This is a genomic window from Allorhizobium undicola ORS 992 = ATCC 700741 (assembly GCF_000621665.1).
Taxonomy (GTDB): Bacteria; Pseudomonadota; Alphaproteobacteria; order Rhizobiales; family Rhizobiaceae; genus Allorhizobium; species Allorhizobium undicola.
This window is the reverse complement of sequence record NZ_JHXQ01000001.1, coordinates 349,112-370,981: the sequence shown is the minus strand read 5'-3', so window position 1 is coordinate 370,981 and position 21,870 is coordinate 349,112. Positions and strand designations below refer to the sequence as shown.

15 protein-coding genes are annotated in these 21,870 nt (G+C 56.7%); 1 reads left to right on the top strand and 14 read right to left on the bottom strand.

The features are described from left to right. The first annotated feature begins 195 nt into the window (after nucleotides 1–195). Nucleotides 196–1,368, top strand: a complete 1,173-nt coding sequence (locus tag T424_RS0101785) for a L,D-transpeptidase family protein (RefSeq protein ID WP_027486199.1) — start codon at nucleotides 196–198, stop codon at nucleotides 1,366–1,368. A gap of 220 nt (nucleotides 1,369–1,588) precedes the next feature. On the opposite strand, the gene T424_RS21655 is transcribed toward T424_RS0101785, so the two are convergent. The 14 genes from T424_RS21655 to nuoL all read right to left on the bottom strand — a co-directional run bounded on the left by T424_RS21655 (nucleotide 1,589) and on the right by nuoL (nucleotide 21,868). Then, a complete protein-coding gene (locus T424_RS21655; RefSeq protein ID WP_051558718.1) occupies nucleotides 1,589–3,253 on the bottom strand; it encodes a sulfatase-like hydrolase/transferase in 1,665 nt (554 codons plus the stop codon). Nucleotides 3,254–3,884: 631 nt separating this feature from the next. Continuing rightward, a complete protein-coding gene (dnaE, locus tag T424_RS0101775) occupies nucleotides 3,885–7,379 on the bottom strand; it encodes a DNA polymerase III subunit alpha (RefSeq protein WP_027486198.1) in 3,495 nt (1,164 codons plus the stop codon). Nucleotides 7,380–7,948: 569 nt separating this feature from the next. Then, complete coding sequence (locus T424_RS0101765; protein WP_027486197.1) at nucleotides 7,949–8,542, bottom strand: SCO family protein; 594 nt, start codon at nucleotides 8,540–8,542, stop codon at nucleotides 7,949–7,951. Beyond that, nucleotides 8,539–9,066, bottom strand: coding sequence for a copper chaperone PCu(A)C (locus T424_RS0101760; protein WP_027486196.1), 528 nt, complete (start codon nucleotides 9,064–9,066; stop codon nucleotides 8,539–8,541). Before T424_RS0101760 ends, T424_RS0101765 begins: the two co-directional genes overlap by 4 nt. A gap of 364 nt (nucleotides 9,067–9,430) precedes the next feature. Next, nucleotides 9,431–10,120: an ABC transporter ATP-binding protein gene (locus T424_RS0101755; RefSeq protein ID WP_027486195.1), complete on the bottom strand. Its 690-nt coding sequence runs from the start codon at nucleotides 10,118–10,120 to the stop codon at nucleotides 9,431–9,433. Nucleotides 10,121–10,188: 68 nt separating this feature from the next. Then, nucleotides 10,189–11,466 (bottom strand): lipoprotein-releasing ABC transporter permease subunit, encoded by a 1,278-nt coding sequence (locus T424_RS0101750; RefSeq protein WP_027486194.1) that lies wholly within the window; start codon nucleotides 11,464–11,466, stop codon nucleotides 10,189–10,191. Nucleotides 11,467–11,515: 49 nt separating this feature from the next. Further along, entirely contained in the window at nucleotides 11,516–12,838 is a 1,323-nt protein-coding gene (gene proS, locus T424_RS0101745; RefSeq protein ID WP_027486193.1) for a proline--tRNA ligase, read from the bottom strand. Nucleotides 12,839–13,529: 691 nt separating this feature from the next. Further along, nucleotides 13,530–13,799, bottom strand: coding sequence for a DUF1467 family protein (locus tag T424_RS0101740; protein ID WP_027486192.1), 270 nt, complete (start codon nucleotides 13,797–13,799; stop codon nucleotides 13,530–13,532). Nucleotides 13,800–13,953: 154 nt separating this feature from the next. Beyond that, nucleotides 13,954–14,358: a methylmalonyl-CoA epimerase gene (gene mce / locus T424_RS0101735; protein ID WP_027486191.1), complete on the bottom strand. Its 405-nt coding sequence runs from the start codon at nucleotides 14,356–14,358 to the stop codon at nucleotides 13,954–13,956. Between the two features lie 99 nt (nucleotides 14,359–14,457). Further along, entirely contained in the window at nucleotides 14,458–16,125 is a 1,668-nt protein-coding gene (locus T424_RS0101730) for a ribonuclease J (RefSeq protein ID WP_027486190.1), read from the bottom strand. Further along, nucleotides 16,118–16,897, bottom strand: a complete 780-nt coding sequence (locus T424_RS0101725; RefSeq protein WP_027486189.1) for a biotin--[acetyl-CoA-carboxylase] ligase — start codon at nucleotides 16,895–16,897, stop codon at nucleotides 16,118–16,120. The genes T424_RS0101730 and T424_RS0101725 overlap by 8 nt, the downstream gene beginning before the upstream one ends. An 8-nt stretch (nucleotides 16,898–16,905) precedes the next feature. After that, nucleotides 16,906–18,345, bottom strand: coding sequence for an NADH-quinone oxidoreductase subunit NuoN (nuoN, locus tag T424_RS0101720; protein WP_027486188.1), 1,440 nt, complete (start codon nucleotides 18,343–18,345; stop codon nucleotides 16,906–16,908). Between the two features lie 17 nt (nucleotides 18,346–18,362). Then, the gene (locus T424_RS0101715; RefSeq protein WP_027486187.1) at nucleotides 18,363–19,874 is read right to left on the bottom strand and encodes an NADH-quinone oxidoreductase subunit M; all 1,512 of its coding nucleotides are present in this window, start codon (nucleotides 19,872–19,874) and stop codon (nucleotides 18,363–18,365) included. Then, on the bottom strand, nucleotides 19,874–21,868 hold the full coding sequence (gene nuoL / locus T424_RS0101710; protein WP_027486186.1) for an NADH-quinone oxidoreductase subunit L: 1,995 nt from the start codon (nucleotides 21,866–21,868) through the stop codon (nucleotides 19,874–19,876). Before nuoL ends, T424_RS0101715 begins: the two co-directional genes overlap by 1 nt. Between the last annotated feature and the right edge of the window lie 2 nt (nucleotides 21,869–21,870).

Sequence of the window (21,870 nt, the reverse complement as noted above, 5' to 3'; positions counted from 1 at the left end):
CCAGACGTTAAACTTCCATTGCTATTCTTCTATGAATTGCGCCATTCTACCGGCCCTGACAATGAACGACGAGCGGCCATAGGGCAGCGGCAACGTCATGAGTCCGGGCGACGGCAAGGTGGTCTCATCAACGGGAACCGGCATTTTGCCTTCCCTATTTCCTGACGGCAGTGTTGCCGGAAGTTCAGAGGAACCATGACGGTCCGCACAGTTTTACGCGCCTTTTCCATATCCGCCTGTCTCGTGCCATTTGCCGTTACCCCGGCCCTGGCCGCCAATCCCGCCACGATCCAGATTGTCGTTTCGAAGCAGACACAATCCCTGACGGTTTATGAAGATGGCAAGGCCGTCGCGCAGTCACGTGTTTCGACCGGCAAGGAAGGGCATGACACGCCCTCCGGCATTTTTTCGGTGATCCAGAAGGCTAAATATCACGAGTCCAATCTCTATTCGAATGCACCCATGCCATGGATGCAGCGCCTGACATGGTCGGGCATTGCCCTGCATGAATCTTCGAGCGTACCGAATTTTCCCGCCTCCCACGGCTGCGTGCGGCTTCCCTCGGAATTTGCCCGCAAGCTTTACGGCATGACGACAATGGGCGCCCAGGTGATAATCACTGATGGTGTCGTGGCGCCCGCTCCCATTGGCCACCCCATGCTGTTTTTTCCGCCAAGCCAGAAGGGCGGCGAGCAGCGCCTGTCCGATGTCCAGCTGCGCGGAATAGACACCACCTCCAGGGACGGCCCCGTGGAAGTGGCATTGGCCGAGCCCGCGCCCAGCCGCGCCGACACCCCGGATGTGGCGCTTCGCATCCTCATTACCTTACGCGGCGACCGGGAAGTGATGCATGACGTGCAGGAACAGTTGACCGGGCTTGGTTTTGAAACCGGGGGCGTCGATGGACAGGCTGGCAGCCTGACACGCCAGGCCATTCTGGGCTTCAAGCGCTGGAAGGGCCTGCCACTGAGGGGACCGCTGATCACCCCGGCGTTTCTGGCGCAGCTACAAGCCACCACCGGCGCAGAGCCGCAGCCGGACGGCCAGATTTACATTCGCCGCAATTTCGCCCCGCTGACGGAAAGGGCCATTCGCATCGACGAGCCGAAGCGCCCGCTTGGCACGCATGTGATTGAAGCCACGAAGGTGAGCCACGCAAGCGCCGATGCGACCTGGAATGCGATGACCCTTGAGCCTGCGGCCGGACAAACCCTTGCCGCCGTCATGGATCGCATCCACATTCCCGACGATCTTCGCCGCGACATCGAACAGCAGCTGGCAGCGGGAACCTCCATTACCATCACCGATCACGGACTTGGCGAGGAGACGGCCGACGGCACGGATTTCATAACCGTCCTGCCGAAATAACGCCCGACACGCAAACCGGATAATTCTTTAAACCGGATCGGATTTAAGGTGAAAATTATGCAGCAGATTTAAAGTGTTACAGCGCCGTGCGTTTGATAAAACGCACGGCGCTGTAGGGCATAATCCGACCGGAGTGAAACGAGGATCGACAAGATTATGCTTCAAAAAGAAAACGTTAGAGCGCCGATCTGACACAATCAGATCGAAAAGCGCTCTAAGCTCAACGTGGGGCGGGAATGGTTGCGGTGCTGCGCATGTCCTGCTGCGGCAGGTTACGTTTCTCCGGATTATTAAGCCCCCACAGCCTGTCGCGGAGATCGTTGCTATCGTCAATCCCGCGTTCCAGCTCTATCCGTCCGAGTTGGGCAAGCAGGCTCGGCCGTTCCGAAAGAAGGGAGCAGCCAAGCCCTGCCGCCCGCGATGGCAGATGATAGCCCATAGCCTCAAGGATTGTCGGGAATATGCCCATCGGTGTGGCGCTGCGGCTGATCTCACCCGCAGGCGCATGTCCACCAATCACCATGAACAGGTTTCTGCGCGGCAAGCGGTTGAGAGCCGCATAGACATCGTTTCGCATGGCAAGGTGGTCACTCTGGATCACCACCACCGTGTTTTCCAGCAATCCGCGGGCGCGCAAATCGGTAATGAACGCCTCGAGCAGCAGATTCGTGCAGGCGAAAGCGGCAAGCGTGTGGTTTGGCTGCCGGGCAACAGCAGGCATGGCGCGGCAGGATGGCGCCACGAAGCCGTTGGGCGAATGACCGCCAATCGTCGTGAGGGTAAGGCTATAGGGTTGCGGCGAATTCCGCAGGCGTTCGATCTCCTGTCGTGCAGCCACAAACAGGTCATCGTCATTCAATCCCCATTCATTGAAAGGCGGCGTGAAGCGTCCGGCCATTTCATCGAAACCCATCCGGGTTTCATACCCATGCGCGGCCGCAAAGCCGCGTGTTCCGGCAAAATCCAGCGAGGCCCCCTTCATGAAAACATTGCGATAGCCGTCGCGGGCGAGAATATCACCCAGACAAACCGCATCCGGCATGATCCGGTCAAGAACATCATAGTGGTTATGGTTGACCGCGCCGAGCGGAAAGAGCGGAACACCACAGGTGGAAGCCACCTGCCCGGCAAGCGTCCAGCTCGTCAATTCGAGCTGCTCGATACCCGTTGCGACGAATGCGCCCTCGGACAATCGTTTCAGGGGCGTGGCAACGTCGCCAAAGACCTCCTCATTCCAGAATGTCAGCTCCGCACTTTCAAGAAACACATGGATGAGGTTGAGCGGCTTTTCCTCTTTCAGTGAAACCTGGAAAGCCTCGCCTTTTCCCTCCTGCGACCGATCCGGACGAAAAGCCGCAACGGCCTGCAAGGGATCGACATAGAACGCTTCGAGATCCGGCCCGGCAGGCCCCGCTTTCAACAAAGCTTGCTGCACCACCTGCCACCACAGCGGATTGGCCAGAAGCAGAGCGCAACACAGGAGTGGTCCAGCCTGACGGATCCCGCGGAAAAGCGACGCCAACACCACCCAGCCCGCGGCGATTATGGCAAAGCCAGCACCCAAGGGCGCCAATCGCGGGATCAGTGACGATAGCAAGCCCTCCGGCGCATATTCATAGCGAATATGGAAGAGAATAGGCTGAAGCTGGACATGACCAAAAAGCTCGTGAAGCGCAAACCAGCCAAATAGCGGCACAAGCCCGATGAAAGGCCAGGCGAGGCGGTGCCAGCCAAAGCCGCTGCGCGGCGCCGCCAGCATCAGACAATAGCCACCCAGAAAAATCACCAGAAAAACGCCGGTGAAGTAAAACCCAATCTCGTCTACCGCATCCGCCACGAGAAGTGCGCCACAAAGGGCAATGCTTGCAAGACAGGAAAGACCCACCAGCCTTTTTCCCGTCCCGTCCCGACGCCCTCGTCCCTGCGAAACCTCTATGTCGTGCCGGCCATTGAGCGCCCCTGTCTCAATAGCATCAAGCCGATCGCGTCCAGACGCAGATACTTTCTCTGCCTGCCCCATGCCTACCGCCCCGCCCTGCCGCTACCGTTCAGCAGCGGCATTAAAGCGCCGTGCATTTTAGCAAATGCACGGCGCTTTAAAACTTTAAATATGCTGCATAATTTCTACCTTAAATCGACCCCGATTTAAGAAATCATGCAGTAACCCCACGATAGCATCACGCAGAAAGATTGAAGAAATTTGAATCGCTTCAGGCTTGAGCGGGTCAGGACTTTCGATTCCAGAACATGTCGCGCAAAAAGGTGCAGCGGTTTTGCGATAATGACATGCGTTAAAACAAGACCTTACAGCGCCGTGCGTTTTATCAAACGCACGAAGGACGTTGTAACACTTTAAATCTGCTGCATAATTTTCACCTTAAATCGATTCCGATTTAAGGAATTATGCAGTAACGCACGTAGCTTGAGGTTGATAAGCCGCAACGTGCTTTAGGGCGGGACGCGCTACAGGCCCCGCAACCGTGAAGAACGGTTTATGGATGAGACAAAATCGTCGATTACACCAGCTCTACATCGACGACACCCGGTGCGGAGCGCATTGCCGCAGCAATCTCCGGGGTAATGCGGTAGCGCTGGTTAAGCTCCACCTCGATCTCCCGACGGCCGTCTTCCTTGATGACGATGAAAGACACCAGTCCGTCTCCCCTCGTATTGAGATGAGCGGCCAGCGCCCTCAAAGGGCTGGAGTCGCGCAGATAAACCCGCAAAGCCTTCTGCATCTGAAGGGACTTTTCCTCCAGCGATTGCGCCGTCTGGATACGAAGACCTATGCCTTCCGGGCGTTCCTCGGCGGCAACCGTGATGACCAGCGATTTCCCGGCCTCCAGCAAATCGCGATACTGGTTCAGCCCTTCGGAAAACAGGATGGCCTCGAACTGGCCTGATGCATCGGAGAAGGTGACAATGCCCATCTTGTTGCCGGTCCGGGTTTTCCGCTCCTGACGGGAAATGACGGTGCCAGCGAGCCGTCCGGCACTGGCCCCCTGTTTTACCGCCTGGGCAAAATCGGCAAAATTCTGCACGCGCAGCTTTTCCAGCACCTGATGATAGGCATCAAGCGGATGCGCCGACAGATAAAAGCCCAGGACCTGAAACTCCCGCATCAGCTTTTCCGAGGAGAGCCAAGGCGTATATGGCGGAAAGGAGATGCGTTCCGGTCCGGTTGCCGCCCCTGCCCCGAACATGTCCGATTGTCCGCTGACGGCATTCTCCTGAGCGCGCTGGGCATAACCGATAATCCGGTCAAGCCCGCCGATCAACTCGGCGCGATCACGTCCAAAGCAATCGAAGGCGCCTGCCGAAATAAGGCTTTCAAACACACGGCGATTGATCTGCTTGGGGTCGATCCGCAGGCAAAAATCCTCGAGATCGGCAAAGGGCGTTTCGCCACGAACCTCGACGATGTGGTCCACGGCATTCTCACCGACGCCCTTGATGGCTGCGAGCGCATAATAAATGCGGTTCGGGCCGGTCTGGAAATGCCGGAAAGACGTCTGGACCGATGGAGGAATGACCTCGATACCGAGACGCCCGGCATCCTGGCGGAAATCCACCAGCTTTTCCGTATTGGCCATGTCGAGCGTCATCGAAGCAGCCAGAAACTCGACCGGGTAATGCGCTTTCATGAAGGCGGTCTGATAAGAGACGATGGCATAAGCCGCCGCGTGCGACTTGTTGAAGCCGTAATTGGCGAATTTCGCCAGAAGGTCGAAAATCACATCGGCCTGATTCTTCGAGACACCGTTTTCAACCGCGCCATCGACGAAACGGGCGCGCTGCTTGTCCATTTCCTCCTTGATCTTCTTGCCCATGGCACGGCGCAGCAAATCGGCTTCACCCAGCGAATAGCCGGAAAGCACCTGCGCGATCTGCATGACCTGTTCCTGATAGACGATAACGCCTTGCGTCTCCTTCAGCAGGTAATCGATCTTCGGATGGATCGATTCGATCTCCTCTTCGCCATGCTTTCGGGCATTGTAGACCGGAATATTTTCCATCGGACCGGGACGATAGAGAGCAACCAGCGCAATAATGTCCTCGATACAGTCCGGCCTCATGCCGATCAGCGCCTTGCGCATACCGGCACTTTCCACCTGGAACACGCCGACAGTCTCGCCCCGCGACAGCATCTGGTAGGTTTTTTCGTCATCCAGCGGAATGGCGGCAAGATCGATGTCAATATCGCGCAGCTTGCAGAAATTCACGGCGGTTTTCAAAACCGTCAGGGTCTTGAGGCCGAGAAAGTCAAATTTAACCAGTCCTGCCTGCTCCACCCACTTCATGTTGAACTGGGTGACTGGCATGTCCGAGCGCGGGTCGCGATACATCGGCACCAGCTTGGACAGTGGCCTGTCGCCGATCACAATACCGGCGGCATGGGTGGAGGCGTGGCGATAAAGACCTTCGATCTTTTGGGCAATATCGAGAAGGCGGCCGACCACGGGCTCCTTCTCAGCTTCCTCCTGAAGGCGCGGCTCTTCTTCAATGGCCTTCGAAAGGGGCGTTGGATTGGCGGGATTGTTCGGAACGAGCTTGCAGATCTTGTCCACCTGCCCATAGGGCATTTCGAGCACCCGGCCCACGTCGCGAAGGGCGGCACGAGCTTGCAGCGAGCCGAAGGTGATGATCTGCGCAACCTGCTCGCGCCCGTATTTGCGCTGGACATAGCGGATCACCTCTTCACGGCGATCCTGGCAGAAGTCGATATCGAAGTCGGGCATGGAGACGCGTTCGGGGTTTAGAAAGCGCTCGAACAGCAGCGAAAACCGCAGCGGATCCACGTCGGTAATGGTCAGCGCATAGGCGACAAGCGAGCCCGCACCCGAGCCTCGGCCCGGCCCAACCGGAATATCATGCTGCTTTGCCCATTTGATGAAGTCGGAAACGATGAGGAAGTAGCCGGGAAACTTCATCCGCTCGATGACGTTCAGCTCGAAATCCAGCCGTTCGCGATAATCCTTTTCCTCGTAACCCGCCGCCATGCCAAGTGAGGCAAGACGTGCATCCAGACCTTCCTCGGCCTGCCGGCGCAATTCGGAGGCTTCCGCGCGCTCGGCCTCTTCCGGATCGTCACTGCCGCCGGTAAAGCGCGGCAAAATGGGCTTGCGCGTATCGAGGACGAAAGAGCAGCGGCTGGCAATTTCCACCGTATTTTCAAGCGCTTCAGGAAGGTCCGCAAACAGCGCCTGCATATCCTTGCGGCTTTTGAGATAGTGGTCAGGCGTCAGGCGAAAACGCCGGTCATCCGACACGATGGAGTTATGCGCCACCGCCATCAGGGCATCATGGGCATCATAATCATCGCTGGAGGGAAAGAAGGCCTCATTGGTTGCCACCAGTGCAATATCCTGCGCATAGGCCATTTCGACCATGCGTGCTTCGTGTTGCCGGTCATAGCCCTTCTGACGCTGCAATTCGACATAGAGACGATTACCAAAAAAGCCCTTGAGCGCCGTCAGCCGTCGTTCCGCTTGGGCAATATGTCCCTCTTTCAGCGCCAGATCCACCGGCCCGCCGGACGCTCCCGTCAAGAGGATCAGACCCTCAGCGCCAATATCTGCGAACCAGGACAGCTTGATATGCACCGCCTGACTGTTGTCGCCCGCCAGATAGGCGCGGCTGACGAGATCGACGAGGCGCTCATATCCCCCCTCATCCGCCGCCAACAACACAATGGCAGGAAACTTGCCAAGACCACGCTTGTCTTCAGCCACATCTTCCATATCGATGGAAAGCTGGCAGCCGATGATCGGCTGAATGCCGTCGCCCAGCGCCTTTTGCGAGAATTCCAGTGCAACGAAAAGATTATTGGTGTCGGTAATCGCAATGGCCGGCTGTTGATCGGAAACGGCCTTGCCTAGAATTTTCTTGAGCGGCAACGCCCCCTCAAGCAGGGAATAAGCGGAATGAACCCGCAAATGCACAAAGCCCGGACCAGCTTCGCAAGCGGCCTGATGTCCTGCGCCTGATCCCGCAACGGTAACTTCGCCCATCGTCTTCGCCCTGCCTGATCATGCCTCGACACTCTTAACGCATGTTGCGGCTTACCAGCCTCAAGCAACGTGCTTTAAGTTCTTATTTGAAAGCATGTCGTCATCGCAAAGCCGTTTCACATTTTTGAGCGACATGCTTTCTCGGCCACCCTCTTACTCAATCCGAAAAGCCGTAAGAAACTGCCGATCCCCTTATTTGCTAAATACCCACGGCCTGTCCAGCACGCCCAAGGGTCAATCAGCCTTCTCCCCCGCTTTTAACAGCCCTAGCCCCGAAGAGAAAGCCCGATCCTTTCAAGGGTCACATGGCCAGCGCAAGCAGGGAAAGGCTGGCGATAAACACAGCGATGGAGGCAAATGCGGCGAGGTCTTGCATGATGTCGGCCATAACACTCTCCTGTCTCTCTATGTTTTTATTTTGTTCCTTTTTCGTTCGTGCGTCAACCGTTTTTTGGCGCCCACTGCTTTTTGGTATTTTACAGCGCCGCGCACTTTATCAAACGCACAAGCGCTTAAATCCGCTCAATCCTCGAGAGAGCTGGTCTGAATTCATCCGGTCAAGAGGCGCTTTAACGCAGCAGGCTGGCTCGGATCATCGATATAGCCACATCGCGGCCTGCGCTATACGGGATGAGCCCGCGCAGGCGCCCATCCGGGCCGATCATCAGCAATGAGGTCGTGTGGTTCATGTGGTAATCACCGTTGCTGGCGGTCTGCTTTTGCGCATGAACCATCCAGCCGTTCACCACCTTTTGCATTTCCTCCGGCGCCCCGGTGATCCCGGTAATGCGGTTCGAGAATGCCGAGACATAGGCGTGCATGATCTCCTGCGTGTCCCGCTCCGGATCGATGGTGAAGAAATAAAGCTTCATCCTGTCGGCATCGCTGCCGAACGCCTTTACCCAATCCGCCATTTCGAACAGCGTCGTCGGGCAGACCTCCGGGCAATTGGTGTAACCGAAATAGACCAGGGATGGCGCGCCCTTGAACATTTCGCCATCGACAGGCTTGCCGCTATCATCGATCAACGAAAACTTGACGTTGAACGGCCCTGGACGGGCCTTGGCGCTATCTGCTGAAACCCAGATCATGATGCCAACCAGCGCCGAAACGAAAAGACCGGCCACGGCAAGGGTAAAGATTGTGAGCCGGTTGAACGTCATTTTCCATGGTCCATATGGGTATGATCCATGCCGCCATGCCCATCGTCGGCGGGCGTGCTGCCGGCGGCCAGAGGCCCGACGATGAAGTCTACGTCAAGCTTGCCCGCCTTTTCGAAGGTAAGAGTTGCCTTGATCTTTTCTCCCTCTTTGAAGGGTGCGGCGACATTCATGAACATGATATGATAATCGCTGTTCGGCTGCATCGGGACGGTCGCGCCAGCAGGAATGGCAATGCCATCCTTCTGCTCGTTCATTTCCATCACGCCGTCGTCCATTTTCATTTCATGCAGTTGGACGGTCTTTGCGCGCTCGCTGCTGACCGATAACAAACGGTCCGGCTCGTCGCCCTTGTTGACGATGGTAAGGTATCCGCCGCCAACCTTTACGACCGGCACCATGGCACGCGCAAAGGGATGATCGATTTCAAGCTTGCCCAGCTTGTATTCATGCCCGCTCGCTGTTTCCGCCAACAGGCCCGTGATAAGAAAGGCACTTGTGATAGCGAGCATTTTCATCGGCTTCATGACTTTTCCCTTAAAGGCATTTTGAAACGGCAGCCGCTTGAAAAAGCCGTTGCCGGAGATTTTTTCAAGTCAAATTCCGGCGATTCTTCAAAGGCCACGCCGTTCCGACCCACACTTTACGGGCCGTGGGATACGACCCCTCCCGGCCGCAAGATTGGCGACGAGCAGGCGCCACAAGCAGCCTTGCCAGGCAAACACTTGTTTTTACGCAATTTTCGAGAGTGATCGCCGCGAGCGATCAAGGGGTTTCTCACCCTTTTTTTTGCAGATGCTCAGGCAAGTGCAGCGGGGCTGCGACCACTCGTCGCGCCCGGCGCACCGAAAGCAAAACAAGGCACCGTCCTTCGTGCGGATCAGAGCTTTCTCAAATCGCCATATCCACGACCTGCCCATCGACGATGGTGACGCAGCGATCCATGCGTTGGGCAAGCTCATGGTTATGGGTGGCGATCAAAGCGGCAAGACCTGATTGCCGCACCAGTGCCTCCAGCGCCGAAAATACATAAGCGGCTGTTTCGGGATCGAGATTTCCCGTCGGCTCGTCGGCCAGCAGCAGAAGCGGCGCATTGGCAACAGCGCGCGCAATCGCCACGCGCTGCTGCTCCCCACCCGAAAGCTCGGCCGGACGGTGATCGGCGCGATGACCGATCCGCATATAATCCAGCAGGGCCTTGGCGCGTTCGCGTGCTTCGGGAATGGTCAGGCCGGCAATCATCTGCGGCATCATGATGTTTTCCAGTGCGGAAAACTCGGGCAGAAGATGGTGGAACTGATAGACGAAGCCAATATGGCTGCGCCGCATGGCGGTTCGTCCATCTTCGGAAAGGGCCGTGCATTCCTGCCCGCCAATCGTCACCTGCCCGGCGCTTGGATGTTCCAGCAATCCGGCAATATGCAGCAATGTCGATTTGCCCGTGCCGGACGGGGCCACAAGCGCCACGGTCTCGCCTTCATAGAGCTTGAGTCCCGCATTTTTCAGAATGGTCAACAGCGTCTCACCCTGCCCATAGGTGCGGTCAACGCCGGAAATTTCGAGAACAGGCTTTTTTCCCATCAATTCGCTCTGGTTTGATTGCGTGATTTGTCCTGACCGCCTTTTCGCAAGTCAGGCCGCGCATGTCCTCATTCGTAACGGAGTGCCTGTACCGGATCGAGCCGCGCAGCACGCCAGGCGGGAAAGATCGTTGCCAGGAAAGAAAGCACCAGTGACATGATGATGACGGAGGTCGTTTCACCCCAGCTCATATCCGCAGGCAGCTTGCTCAGGAAATAAAGCTGCGGATCGAACAGAACTGTCCCGGAAACCCACGAGAAAAAGCTGCGGATCGATTCGATATTGAGACAGACGATAACCCCAAGCGTTACCCCTGCCAGCGTCCCCGCAATACCAATGGCTGCGCCGGTCATGAAGAAAATGCGCAGGACCGAGCCCGAACTTGCCCCCATTGTCTTGAGGATGGCGATGTCGCTGCTCTTGTCCTTCACCAGCATGATCAGGCCGGAAATGATGTTCAGCGCCGCGACCAGAACGATCAGCGTGAGAATCATGAACATCACATTCCGCTCCACCTGCAAGGCCGAGAAGAATGTCTGGTTCCGCTGACGCCAGTCACTGATGAAAATCTGCCGTCCTGCCGCATCCTCTACCTTTGGCCGCAACGCATCGATGTCATCGGGATTCGAGACAAACAGCTCGATGGACTGCACCAGTCCCTCGGCGTTGAAATAAAGCTGAGCCTCCTCAAGCGGCATATAGATGATAGAGGCATCATATTCCGACATGCCGATCTCGAAGGTTCCGGAGATCTTGTAGGATTTCACCCGAGGATTGACGCCCATCGGCGTCACGTCACCTTCCGGGGAAACCAGCGTGATCGTATCGCCGGCTTGCAGGCCAAGATCATTGGCCATGCGGCTGCCAACCAGCACGCCCTGCCCGGACGTGAAGCCGACCATGTCGCCACTCTTGATATTGCCGGAGACTTCCTTGAGCTTCATGAGGTCATCGGCCCGAACGCCCCGCACCAGGGCGCCCGTTCCAGCCCCGCCCTTGCCGGAGGCAAGCGTCTGCCCCTCCACCAGCGGCAAAGCCATGGTCACACCCTGCACCGAGCCAAGCTTTTTCGTAAGTTCCACATAATCGTCGAAGGGTTTGTCCACAGGCTGCACGATCATGTGACCATTGATGCCCAGAATGCGCGAGATGAGTTCGGTGCGAAAACCGTTCATCACCGCCATGACGATGATGAGGGTCGCGACGCCGAGCATGATGCCCACGAAGGAAAAACCCGCAATCACCGAGATCACGGCCTCCTTGCGCCGCGCCCGCAGGTAGCGCCAGGCAACCATGCGCTCGAAGGCGCTGAAAGGCTTGGCGCTGGCAAGAATTTCACCCTGCATGGCGCCTGCGGTACCCGTTTCGCTGCTCACTCTTGCCTCCTGCAAACGCTCAACCGACCAGTCGGTTCAGCGCGGCTTCCATGGTCATTGTCTCGCGCGCACCGCTGCGGCGGAATTTCAGCTCCACCTCACCATTGGCAATGCCACGCGGCCCGACGATCACCTGCACCGGAACACCGATGAGATCTGCCGTGGCGAATTTCGTCCCGGCACGATCGTCGGTGTCGTCCAGCAGCACATCCTTGCCAGCCTTGGAAAGGGCTGCATAGATCGCTTCCGAGGCCCTGTCGCAGGCTTCGTCACCAGCCTTCATATTGATGATGACGGCATCGAAGGGAGCGACCGATTCCGGCCAGATGATGCCGTTTTCATCATGGGAGGCTTCGATAATGGCCGGAACAAGGCGCGTCGGCCCAATCCCGTAAGAGCCCATGTGGACAAGATGTTCCTTGCCGTCCGGCCCCTGCACCTTCGCACCCATCGGCTCGGAATATTTGGTGCCGAAATAGAAGATGTGCCCCACCTCGATGCCGCGCGCGCTGATCCGCTCGCCTTCGGGCATGGCGTTGTAGACAGCCTCGTCATGCATTTCCGAGGTGGCGGCGTAGTCTGCGGTCCAATCGTCGAAGATTGCCTGCAAACCGGCGACATCGTCGAAATCGGTATCCGCCGACGGAATGGACCGGTCCAGAAAGCTCTTGTGGCAGAAAACTTCCGACTCGCCCGTATCCGCCAGAATAATGAATTCGTGGCTGTGATTGCCGCCAATCGGACCCGTATCGGCCCGCATCGGAATAGCGCGCAAGCCAAGCCGGTCAAACGTGCGCAGATAGGCGGCAAACATCTTGTTATAGGAGTGGACCGCACCTTCCTTGGTCAAATCGAAGGAATAGGCATCCTTCATCAAGAACTCGCGCGAGCGCATCGTGCCGAATCGCGGCCTGATCTCGTCGCGGAACTTCAATTGAATGTGATAGAGATTGAGCGGCAGGCTCTTATAGGACTTCACATAGGACCGGAAAATATCCGTAACCATTTCCTCATTGGTCGGACCATAGAGCATCGGCCGGTCCTGACGGTCCTTGATGCGCAGCATTTCCTTGCCATAGGCGTCATAGCGGCCACTTTCCTGCCAAAGCTCGGCCGATTGCAAGGTCGGCATCAAAAGCTCGATCGCACCCGCACGGTTCTGCTCTTCGCGAATAATGGCATTCACCTTGTCCAGAACGCGCTTGCCCAGCGGCAGCCAGGAATAGATACCCTGCGATTGCTGACGGATCATGCCCGTGCGCAGCATCAGCCGATGCGAGACGATTTCCGCCTCCTTGGGGTTTTCCTTGAGAATAGGCATGAAGGTGCGAGACAGGCGCATACCGGTTTCCGTATTTTATGGCTGCCGCGCCGCAGGCGGAATCAGCCTCTTCAATGTGTCATATCCGAGCCTTCTAGCCCGTTCCGCCGCCGAAGAAAACCCGCACAATGCGCGAGAGCATGTCGCGCAAAAGTGTGAAACGGTTTTGCGATGACGACATGCGTTAAAACAAGAACTTACTGCATAATTCCTTAAATCGGAATCGATTTAAGGTGAAAATTATGCAGCAGATTTAAAGTGTCACAGCGTCCTTTGTGCGTTTGTTAAAACGCACGGCGCTGTAGTACAATCAGATCGAGAAGCGCTCAGATACCAGCCCTGGCAGCTGCTCGGCACCACGGCGAAGGCCTGTGCCCGAAGCAGAAGAATGTCAAAAAAAAGACAGCCGAAAGCCGTTTTCTGTCACGGAACAGTTTTTTCACAGGCTGTAACAAATTTGCAAAATTTTAGATGACAAAGCGGAAATGTTAGGCTAATTTCAGCTCACAAAAGAGGCAGAGAGCTTAAATTTCTGCCGGTCTCGCGGTAAAGTCTTGGGAGGATCAGATCTTAGGCGCGCCAGTTCGCAGCCCCAGCAATGGTTAAAGATCACGCGATGCTTATATAACAAGGTCTTCGGACCTTGTTTTTTTTTGCACTATATTCGGGTGAATCTGCACACGGCGAAAGCGCCGGTCAGCAGTGGCGATCCCTATCGCAAGTCCGGCATGATATGCGGCAAATCCTCGAAACTTATGCCAAAATAGCTTGAAGCAAAGTTCCAGCCGAAAAATATCGTCGCAGATACCAGCGTATTGATCGCCATGACCCGCAGGAAACGAAAACGGGCTGGCGCACTGCCAATCGTACCGGGAACGAGTTCTCGTGCATCATCCTGCGTGCGAACCCCAAAAGGCAGCACGGCGAAAATCGTCACCCACCAGACGATAAAATAGATTGCGGCACCCGTAAGCCAGGACATGCTTCCCTCCCAGTTCAAACCGACGGATACATTTTCCGGCCGCCGTCAGGCAGTATCGCGGCTTGCGTTTTATAGCAGTAAAACATGGTCCTTATAAAAGGGAAAAGGCTTATCGGGGCATTCGGGAGAAGGTGCGGCCCCCTTGACCGCTCCTTCACACCTGCTCAAGCTCGATGAGCGTGCCCATGAAGTCCTTCGGATGCAGGAAAAGAACGGGCTTGCCGTGGGCGCCTGTCTTCGGTTCACCATTCCCCAGCACGCGGGCACCCTTGCCGGTCAACAGATCTCTCGCAGCAAGAATGTCATCCACTTCGTAACAGATGTGATGCATTCCCCCGCCTGGTGCCTTTTCGAGGAAAGCCTTGATCGGCGAAGCTTCACCGAGCGGTTCCAGAAGCTCTACCTTGGTGTTCGGCAATTCAACAAAAACAACCGTAACCCCGTGCTCGGGAAGAGCCTGCGGGGGTGATACCCGCGCACCCAATGTTTCGGCATAGACCCTCGCCGCAAGCGCAATATCAGGCACGGCGATGGCAATATGATTGATCCGGCCAAGCATTGGACACCTCTCCTTTTATGCAAACATGACGACAATACCGGAAGGAGGCACTGCGCCTCCTTCCGGAAATTTTCTAGCTTGCAGCTCAAGGATATTCAATCATACCTTGCTGACAAAAACCGTCACAACCGGCTTCTTACCCCAACATTCATTGGCCGTCGAACGCACGGCGCGGCGAATGCTTTCACGAAGACCATCCAGATCCTTGCGCCGTACCCGCGGAATACTCTCAACAGCACCAAGCACGGCGTCATAGAGAATATCCTCCATATCGTCGCCCTCTTCATCCTGCTGCGGCAGGCCCACCGCGACAACCTCCGGGTCGCCCCGGAAGTCATAGCGTTCATCAATCAACACATGCACCGAAACATGGCCGACAAAGGCAAGCTTGCGTCGCTCGCCAATCCCCATTTCGTCAAAGTCACCAATGAGCTTGCCGTCTTTGAAAATACGTCCATGCGGCACTTCATCGATAACTTCCGCTGGCCCGGGCGCCAGCCGCAAGACTTCACCATTGCGAACACGCGGCACCTGTCCGATCCCCGCTTGCAGGGCAAGCTCCTGCTGCGCCATCAGATGCGCCGCCTCTCCGTGAACGGGCACCAGCACCTGAGGGCGAGTCCATTCATACATTTGCAGCAATTCGCGCCGCCTTGGATGTCCTGATACGTGAACGAGCGCGTCATTATCGGTGACAATATGAACGCCCTGCTCGATAAGGCCGTTCTTTATATCATTGATCGCCTTTTCGTTGCCTGGAATAGTCCGGGACGAAAAGACCACAGTGTCACCCTTCGCCAAGGCCACATTGCGCATCTCGTCGCGGGAAAGCTTTGCAAGCGCGGCTCTCGGTTCGCCCTGGCTTCCTGTGAGGATGACCACGATCTTGTCTCTTGGAATGTAGCCGTATTCATCCTCGGCAATAAAAGGCTTCACGCCCTCCATGATGCCGATGTCATCGGCCACCGCAACCACACGTTTGAGAGAACTGCCAAGCAGCAGCACATCGCGTCCCGCCGCCTCCGCGGCCTGGGCAATCGAGCGGATCCGGCCAACATTGGATGAGAAAGTGGTAATCGCCACTCGCCCTTCCGCATTCTCGATAATCTGGCGCAGACCTTCCGAAACTTCAATTTCCGAGGGTGAAATGCCGCCGCGCATCGCATTCGTGCTGTCGCACATCACGGCAAGCACACCCTCATCTCCCAGGGCGCGAAAGGCTGCCTCATCCGTCAGAGGGCCGAGCGAGGGATCCATGTCGATCTTCCAGTCGCCGGTATGAACGATGTTCCCCAAGGGCGTGCGGATGACCAGAGACATGGGTTCGGGAATGGAGTGATTTACGCCAATCGCTTCCACGACAAACGAGCCAAGGTGAAGCTTGTCACCGGGCTTGAATGGCGTCACGGGAATTTCCGACCGGCTCCCCTCGTAATTCCGCTTTGCTTCCAACATGCCGGAGGTAAAGGCCGATGCATAGACCGGGACATTGAGACCCGGCCACAGGTCGTTCAAGCCGCCGTAATGGTCCTCATGCGCATGGGTGATTATGATGGCCTTGAGATTCTTCCGCTGGGAAAGAACATAGCGAATATCGGGAAGAACCAGATCCACGCCCGGAAGGTCCGGGCCGGGAAAGGTGACGCCGCAATCGACCATGATCCACTCGCGATGCCTCGGCGACCCAAAGCCATACAAGGCGAGGTTCATGCCGATCTCACCAACGCCGCCAAGCGGGATAAAAACCAGTTCCTGTTTGTCAGTCATACTTCTTACGCCCATCCGGCTCAAAAAAAACATCACCTGCCGCAATCGGCGCGATGCCCTGCGAGCCTCTATCGAGCAACAGCATTCCATGTTCATCGATTCCGGAAAAGGTCCCGGTGATCGATCGATCTGGAAGGTTGACGATAATTTTTTCCCCTATCCCGCAGGCCAGTTCTCTCCAGCGCTGCGTAATCTCTCCTACGCCCTCGCCGCGGTTCCACAGGAGGAGCGTATCAGCCATTGCAGCAAAGAGATGCGCAAAGACATCTTCCGGCGAAGCTGTGGCGCCATGGTCCGCAAGGCTTGTCGTGGCGTAGGACGCCTGTTCCGGCTTGTGCGCGATATTGATTCCAACGCCAATCACCAGGGCATGACGACCAGAGGGCATCACCTCAGCTTCAAGCAGAATGCCGCAGGTCTTCGCCCGGCCAATCAGCACATCGTTCGGCCATTTCACTTCGACCGGCGGCGCAGAAACAGGAAGCACACAACGCACTGCGCGATGGACAGCAAGAGCAACAGCCAATGGAAGAGAAGATATGCGCTCCATCGGTGCGGGATCGATGAGCAACAGCGAGGCATAGAGATTACCCGGTTCGGAAACCCAGGGCCTGCCGCGACGGCCTTTACCACCTGTCTGCTGACGGGCGGTAATCCACAAATTCCCCGGATCGCCCGCACGGCCGCGCTGAAGGGCGACGACATTGGTCGAATCGACGGTATCTAAAGCATCATGCCGGAAGGCGTCGAGCGCCCTCCGGCTTTTGTACATCGAGCTACTCAATGGAACAGGGTCGCTGCCGCTGCCGATGCCGCCGTGCCAACCGGCCCGCCGATCAGAACATAGGCAATCACGAAGAGACCAGACAGACCGAAAACGACTTTCAACAAGCCAGACGTCTTTGCAAACTGGACCTTGGAGTCATCGAACCACATGACCTTGACCACGCGCAGGTAATAATAGGCGCCGATGACAGAGGCCAGCACGCCGATGATCGCCAGCGCGTAAAGCTTCGCCTCAATGGCAGCGAGAAAAACAAAGTATTTCCCGAAGAAGCCAGCCAGCGGCGGAATGCCGGCGAGCGAGAACATCAAAGCCGTCAGAATGAAGGCCATGAACGGGTTTGTCTGCGACAGACCGGCAAGATCATCCACATTTTCGAGCGTCTCGCCCTCCGCCGTGCGCATGGACAGGATGCAGGCAAAGGTGCCGAGATTCATGACAAGGTAAATTGCCATATAGAGCAACAGGCCCTCGACGCCCGTCTTGGAACCTGCGGACAGGCCCACCAGCGCATAGCCCATGTGGCCGATGGACGAATAGGCCATCAGCCGCTTGATATTACGCTGGCCGATGGCCGCAACGGAACCCAACACCATGGAGGCGATGGCAATGAAGACGACGATCTGCTGCCACTGACCCTGTACGGGCTGGAAGGCATCGATGACCACACGCACCATAATAGCCATGGCCCCGACCTTCGGCGCTGCGGCAAGAAACGCCGTAACAGGTGTGGGCGCCCCTTCATAAACGTCCGGCGTCCACATGTGGAAGGGCACCGCCGAAATCTTGAATGCCAGACCAGCGAGAACGAATACCAGACCGAAGATCAAGCCGAGATTTGCGTGTTCCGAACCAAGGACCGCGGCGATCTTGTCGAACTCGACATTGCCCGTGAAGCCGTAAACCAGCGACATGCCGTAAAGCAACATGCCGGAAGACAGCGCACCAAGCACGAAGTATTTCAGGCCAGCCTCGGTCGAACGCACGCTATCGCGATTGATGGCCGCCACGACGTAAAGCGCCAGAGACTGAAGTTCCAGAGCGAGATAGAGCGAGATCAGGCTGTTGGCAGAAATCATCAGCATGATGCCCAGGGTCGCCAGAACAACCAGCACCGGAAACTCGAATTTGTCGAGATTATTGGCCTTGGCAAGCCCCGTGGCCATCATCAGCGTCACGATGGAACCGACAAGAGCCAGAACCTTCATGAAGCGTGCATAGCCATCGGCAATGTAGGCGCCCGCAAAGGCAACGCCCTCTGCGGGAGCAAGCAGGATAAACAACCCTGCCACCAGTATGAGAATGACGGCAAGGGCAGAGACGAAGCTTGCCCGCCCCGTAAAGACACCGATCATCAGCAGCGCCAGCGCGCCAACCGCCAGCAAAAGCTCCGGCGTGACCATATGCAGGCTTGCAAGGAGAGTTTCAGCAGTCATGTCTACGGATCCTGTCGTCAGTTCGCGAGAAGCGCAACATTCTGCGCTGCCTGCAATGCGGCGGAATAATTGTTCAGAAGCAGATCGACAGAGGCCGTGGTGGCGTCGAAGATCGGAGCCGGATAGACGCCGAACAGAATGGTCAGCGCAATCAGCGGATAAAGCGTGACTTTTTCACGGAACGACAGGTCCAGAAGCCCTTTGAGACTTTCCTTGTCCAGCGCCCCGAATACCACGCGGCGGTAAAGCCAGAGCGCGTAAGCCGCGGAGAAGATCACGCCCGTGGCAGCAAACAGCGCGACCCAGCTATTGGCGCGGAAGACACCGATCAGCGTCAGGAACTCACCGATAAAACCGGAAGTGCCGGGAAGCCCCACATTGGCCATGGTGAACACCATGAAGGCTAGCGCATATTTCGGCATATTGTTGACGAGACCGCCATAAGCCGCGATCTCGCGGGTATGCATCCGGTCATAGATCACGCCAACGCACAGGAACAATGCACCCGAAACGAAGCCGTGGCTGATCATCTGGAAGAGCGCGCCCTGAAGGCCCTGCTGGTTGGCCGCAAAGATACCCATGGTGACATAACCCATGTGCGCGACCGACGAATAGGCAATCAGCTTCTTCATGTCTTCCTGCATCAACGCCACGAGCGAGGTGTAGATGATCGCGACCACGGACAGTGCGAAGACGAAAGGCGCAAAATAATCGGAGGCCAGGGGGAACATGGCGAGCGAGAAACGGATGAAGCCGTAACCGCCGAGTTTCAGCATGATGCCCGCAAGGATGACCGAACCAGCCGTTGGCGCCTGAACGTGAGCATCGGGAAGCCATGTATGAACCGGCCACATCGGCATTTTGACCGCAAAGGATGCGAAGAAGGCAAGCCAGAGGACAATTTGCAAATGCGCAGGGAACTTGTGCGCAAGCAGCTTGACGATATCGGTCGTACCGGCATCCCAATACATCGCCATGATCGCCAGCATCATCAGCACGGAGCCAAGAAGCGTATAGAGGAAGAACTTGTAGGATGCGTAGACGCGATCCTTGCCACCCCAGACCCCGATGATGATGAACATCGGAATGAGACCTGCCTCGAAGAAAACGTAGAAGAGAACGATGTCTAGCGACACGAAGACGCCAATCATCATCACTTCCAGAATGAGGAAGGCGATCATGTACTCCTTGATGCGCTTCTCGACAGACTCCCAGCTTGCCAGCACGCAAAAGGGCATGAGGAAGGCCGTGAGAACGACAAACAACATGGAAATGCCGTCAACGCCAAGATGATAGGCAATGCCGGTATTCAGCCACTCATGGTATTCGACAAGCTGGAAGCCGGGATTGGCGTTGTCGAACCCGATCCACACGAACAGGGAAACAATAAAGGTCGCAACCGTCGTCAGCAGCGAGATATTCAGCACATTGCGGCGGCCGGAAGCCGTATCGTCCCGCATCAATAGCAGCAGCACGACGCCTACCAGCGGCAGGAAAGTGACCGTGGAAAGAATAGGCCAATCGGTCATCAGAAGGAACTCCCGAGCATCATCCAGGTAACGAGCGCAGCAACACCGAGCAGCATCGCAAACGCATAATGATAGAGATAGCCGGATTGCAGACGGACAACACGCTGCGTCAGGCCGGCAACCCCTGCGGCAACACCATTCGGTCCGTAGGCATCGATCGTGGCAACGTCACCCTTCTTCCACAGGAACCGGCCAAGAGCCTTGGCGGAGCGCACGAAGAGGAAGTCGTAGAGTTCGTCGATGTACCACTTGTTCAGCAGGAACTGATAGACCAGCCACTGGCTTTCTGCGAGCTTCTTCGGCGTTTCGGGCGACTTGATGTACATGAACCATGCCGTCACGAAACCCAGAAGCATGGCAACGAACGGGCTGAATTTCACCCAGGTCGGAACGTGATGCGCCTCGTGCAGGATCTCGTTGTGTTCGCTGGTGAAGAGCGCGCCCTTCCAGAATTCCCCATAGGCTTCCCCGATGAAGTAATCATGGAAGACAAAACCAGCCACTAGCGCACCAATGGTCAGGACGTAAAGCGGCACAAGCATCACCTGTGGGCTTTCATGCACATGGTGCATGACTTCGTGCGAGGCGCGCGGCTTTCCGAAGAATGTCAGGAATGCGAGGCGCCAGGAATAGAAGCTGGTGAAAAGCGCGGCGACGACCAGCAGCACAAAGGCAAAGCCCGATGCCGCACCATGCGCCGCGAAAGAGGATTCGATAATCGCATCCTTAGAGAAAAAGCCTGCCGTACCGATGACCGTACCCGGAATTCCGACACCTGTCAGCGCAAGCGTGCCAATCGTCATGGCCCAGAAGGTAACGGGGATATGCTTGCGCAGCCCGCCCATGTAACGCATGTCCTGCTCGCCATCGACGGCATGGATAACCGAACCGGCGCCAAGGAACAGCAGAGCCTTGAAGAAAGCGTGGGTAAAGAGGTGGAACACGGCCGCGCCATAGGCGCCAACGCCAAGGGCCACGAACATGTAACCGAGCTGCGAGCAGGTCGAGTAGGCAATGACCCGCTTGATGTCGTTCTGCACCAGACCGACGGTTGCGGCAAAGAAGGCGGTAATCGCACCGATGATCGTAACCACCGTCAGGGCATCAGGCGACAGTTCGAAAATCGGCGACATGCGTGCCACCAGGAAAACGCCGGCCGTCACCATGGTTGCGGCATGAATGAGCGCCGAAACCGGGGTCGGGCCTTCCATGGCGTCCGGGAGCCAGGTGTGCAGCAGAAACTGCGCCGACTTACCCATGGCGCCCATGAACAGCAGCAGGCAGGCGCCGGTAATGGCATGGGCCTTGTCGAGATGCATCCCGAAAAGCGTGATGACAGCCTCGCCATGTTCTGCGCCTTCATGCGGCAGGTAGTTTGCCGCCGCACCGAAAATCGTGTCGAAATTGATCGAACCAAACAGCACGAAAACGGTGGAAATGCCGAGAATAAAACCGAAATCGCCGACACGGTTGACGATAAAGGCCTTCATGGCTGCGGCACAGGCAGAAGGCTTCTTGAACCAGAAGCCGATCAGCAGATAGGAGGCCAGACCCACCCCTTCCCATCCGAAGAACATCTGCAAGAGATTGTCGGACGTCACCAGCATCAGCATGGCGAAGGTGAACAGCGAAAGATAGGCAAAGAAACGCGGGCGATGCGGATCGTGGTGCATGTAGCCGATGGAATAGAGATGCACCAGCGTGGAAACGCTGTTGACCACCACCAGCATGACCGCCGTCAACGTATCGACGCGAAGCGCCCATTCGACGTCGATGCCACCGACCTGGATCCAGCGAAGGACCGGAACTTTGATCGCCTCGGCATGTTCAGCCATTCCAACGGTAATGAAGACATACCAGGAAAGGGCCGCAGCGACCACCATGAGGCTCGTCGTGAGCAACTCTGATGCCTTGGCACCGATCTGGCGACCGAACAGGCCAGCAATGAGCGAGCCGATCAGCGGGAGAAAGACAATTGCCTTATACACTAGCATAG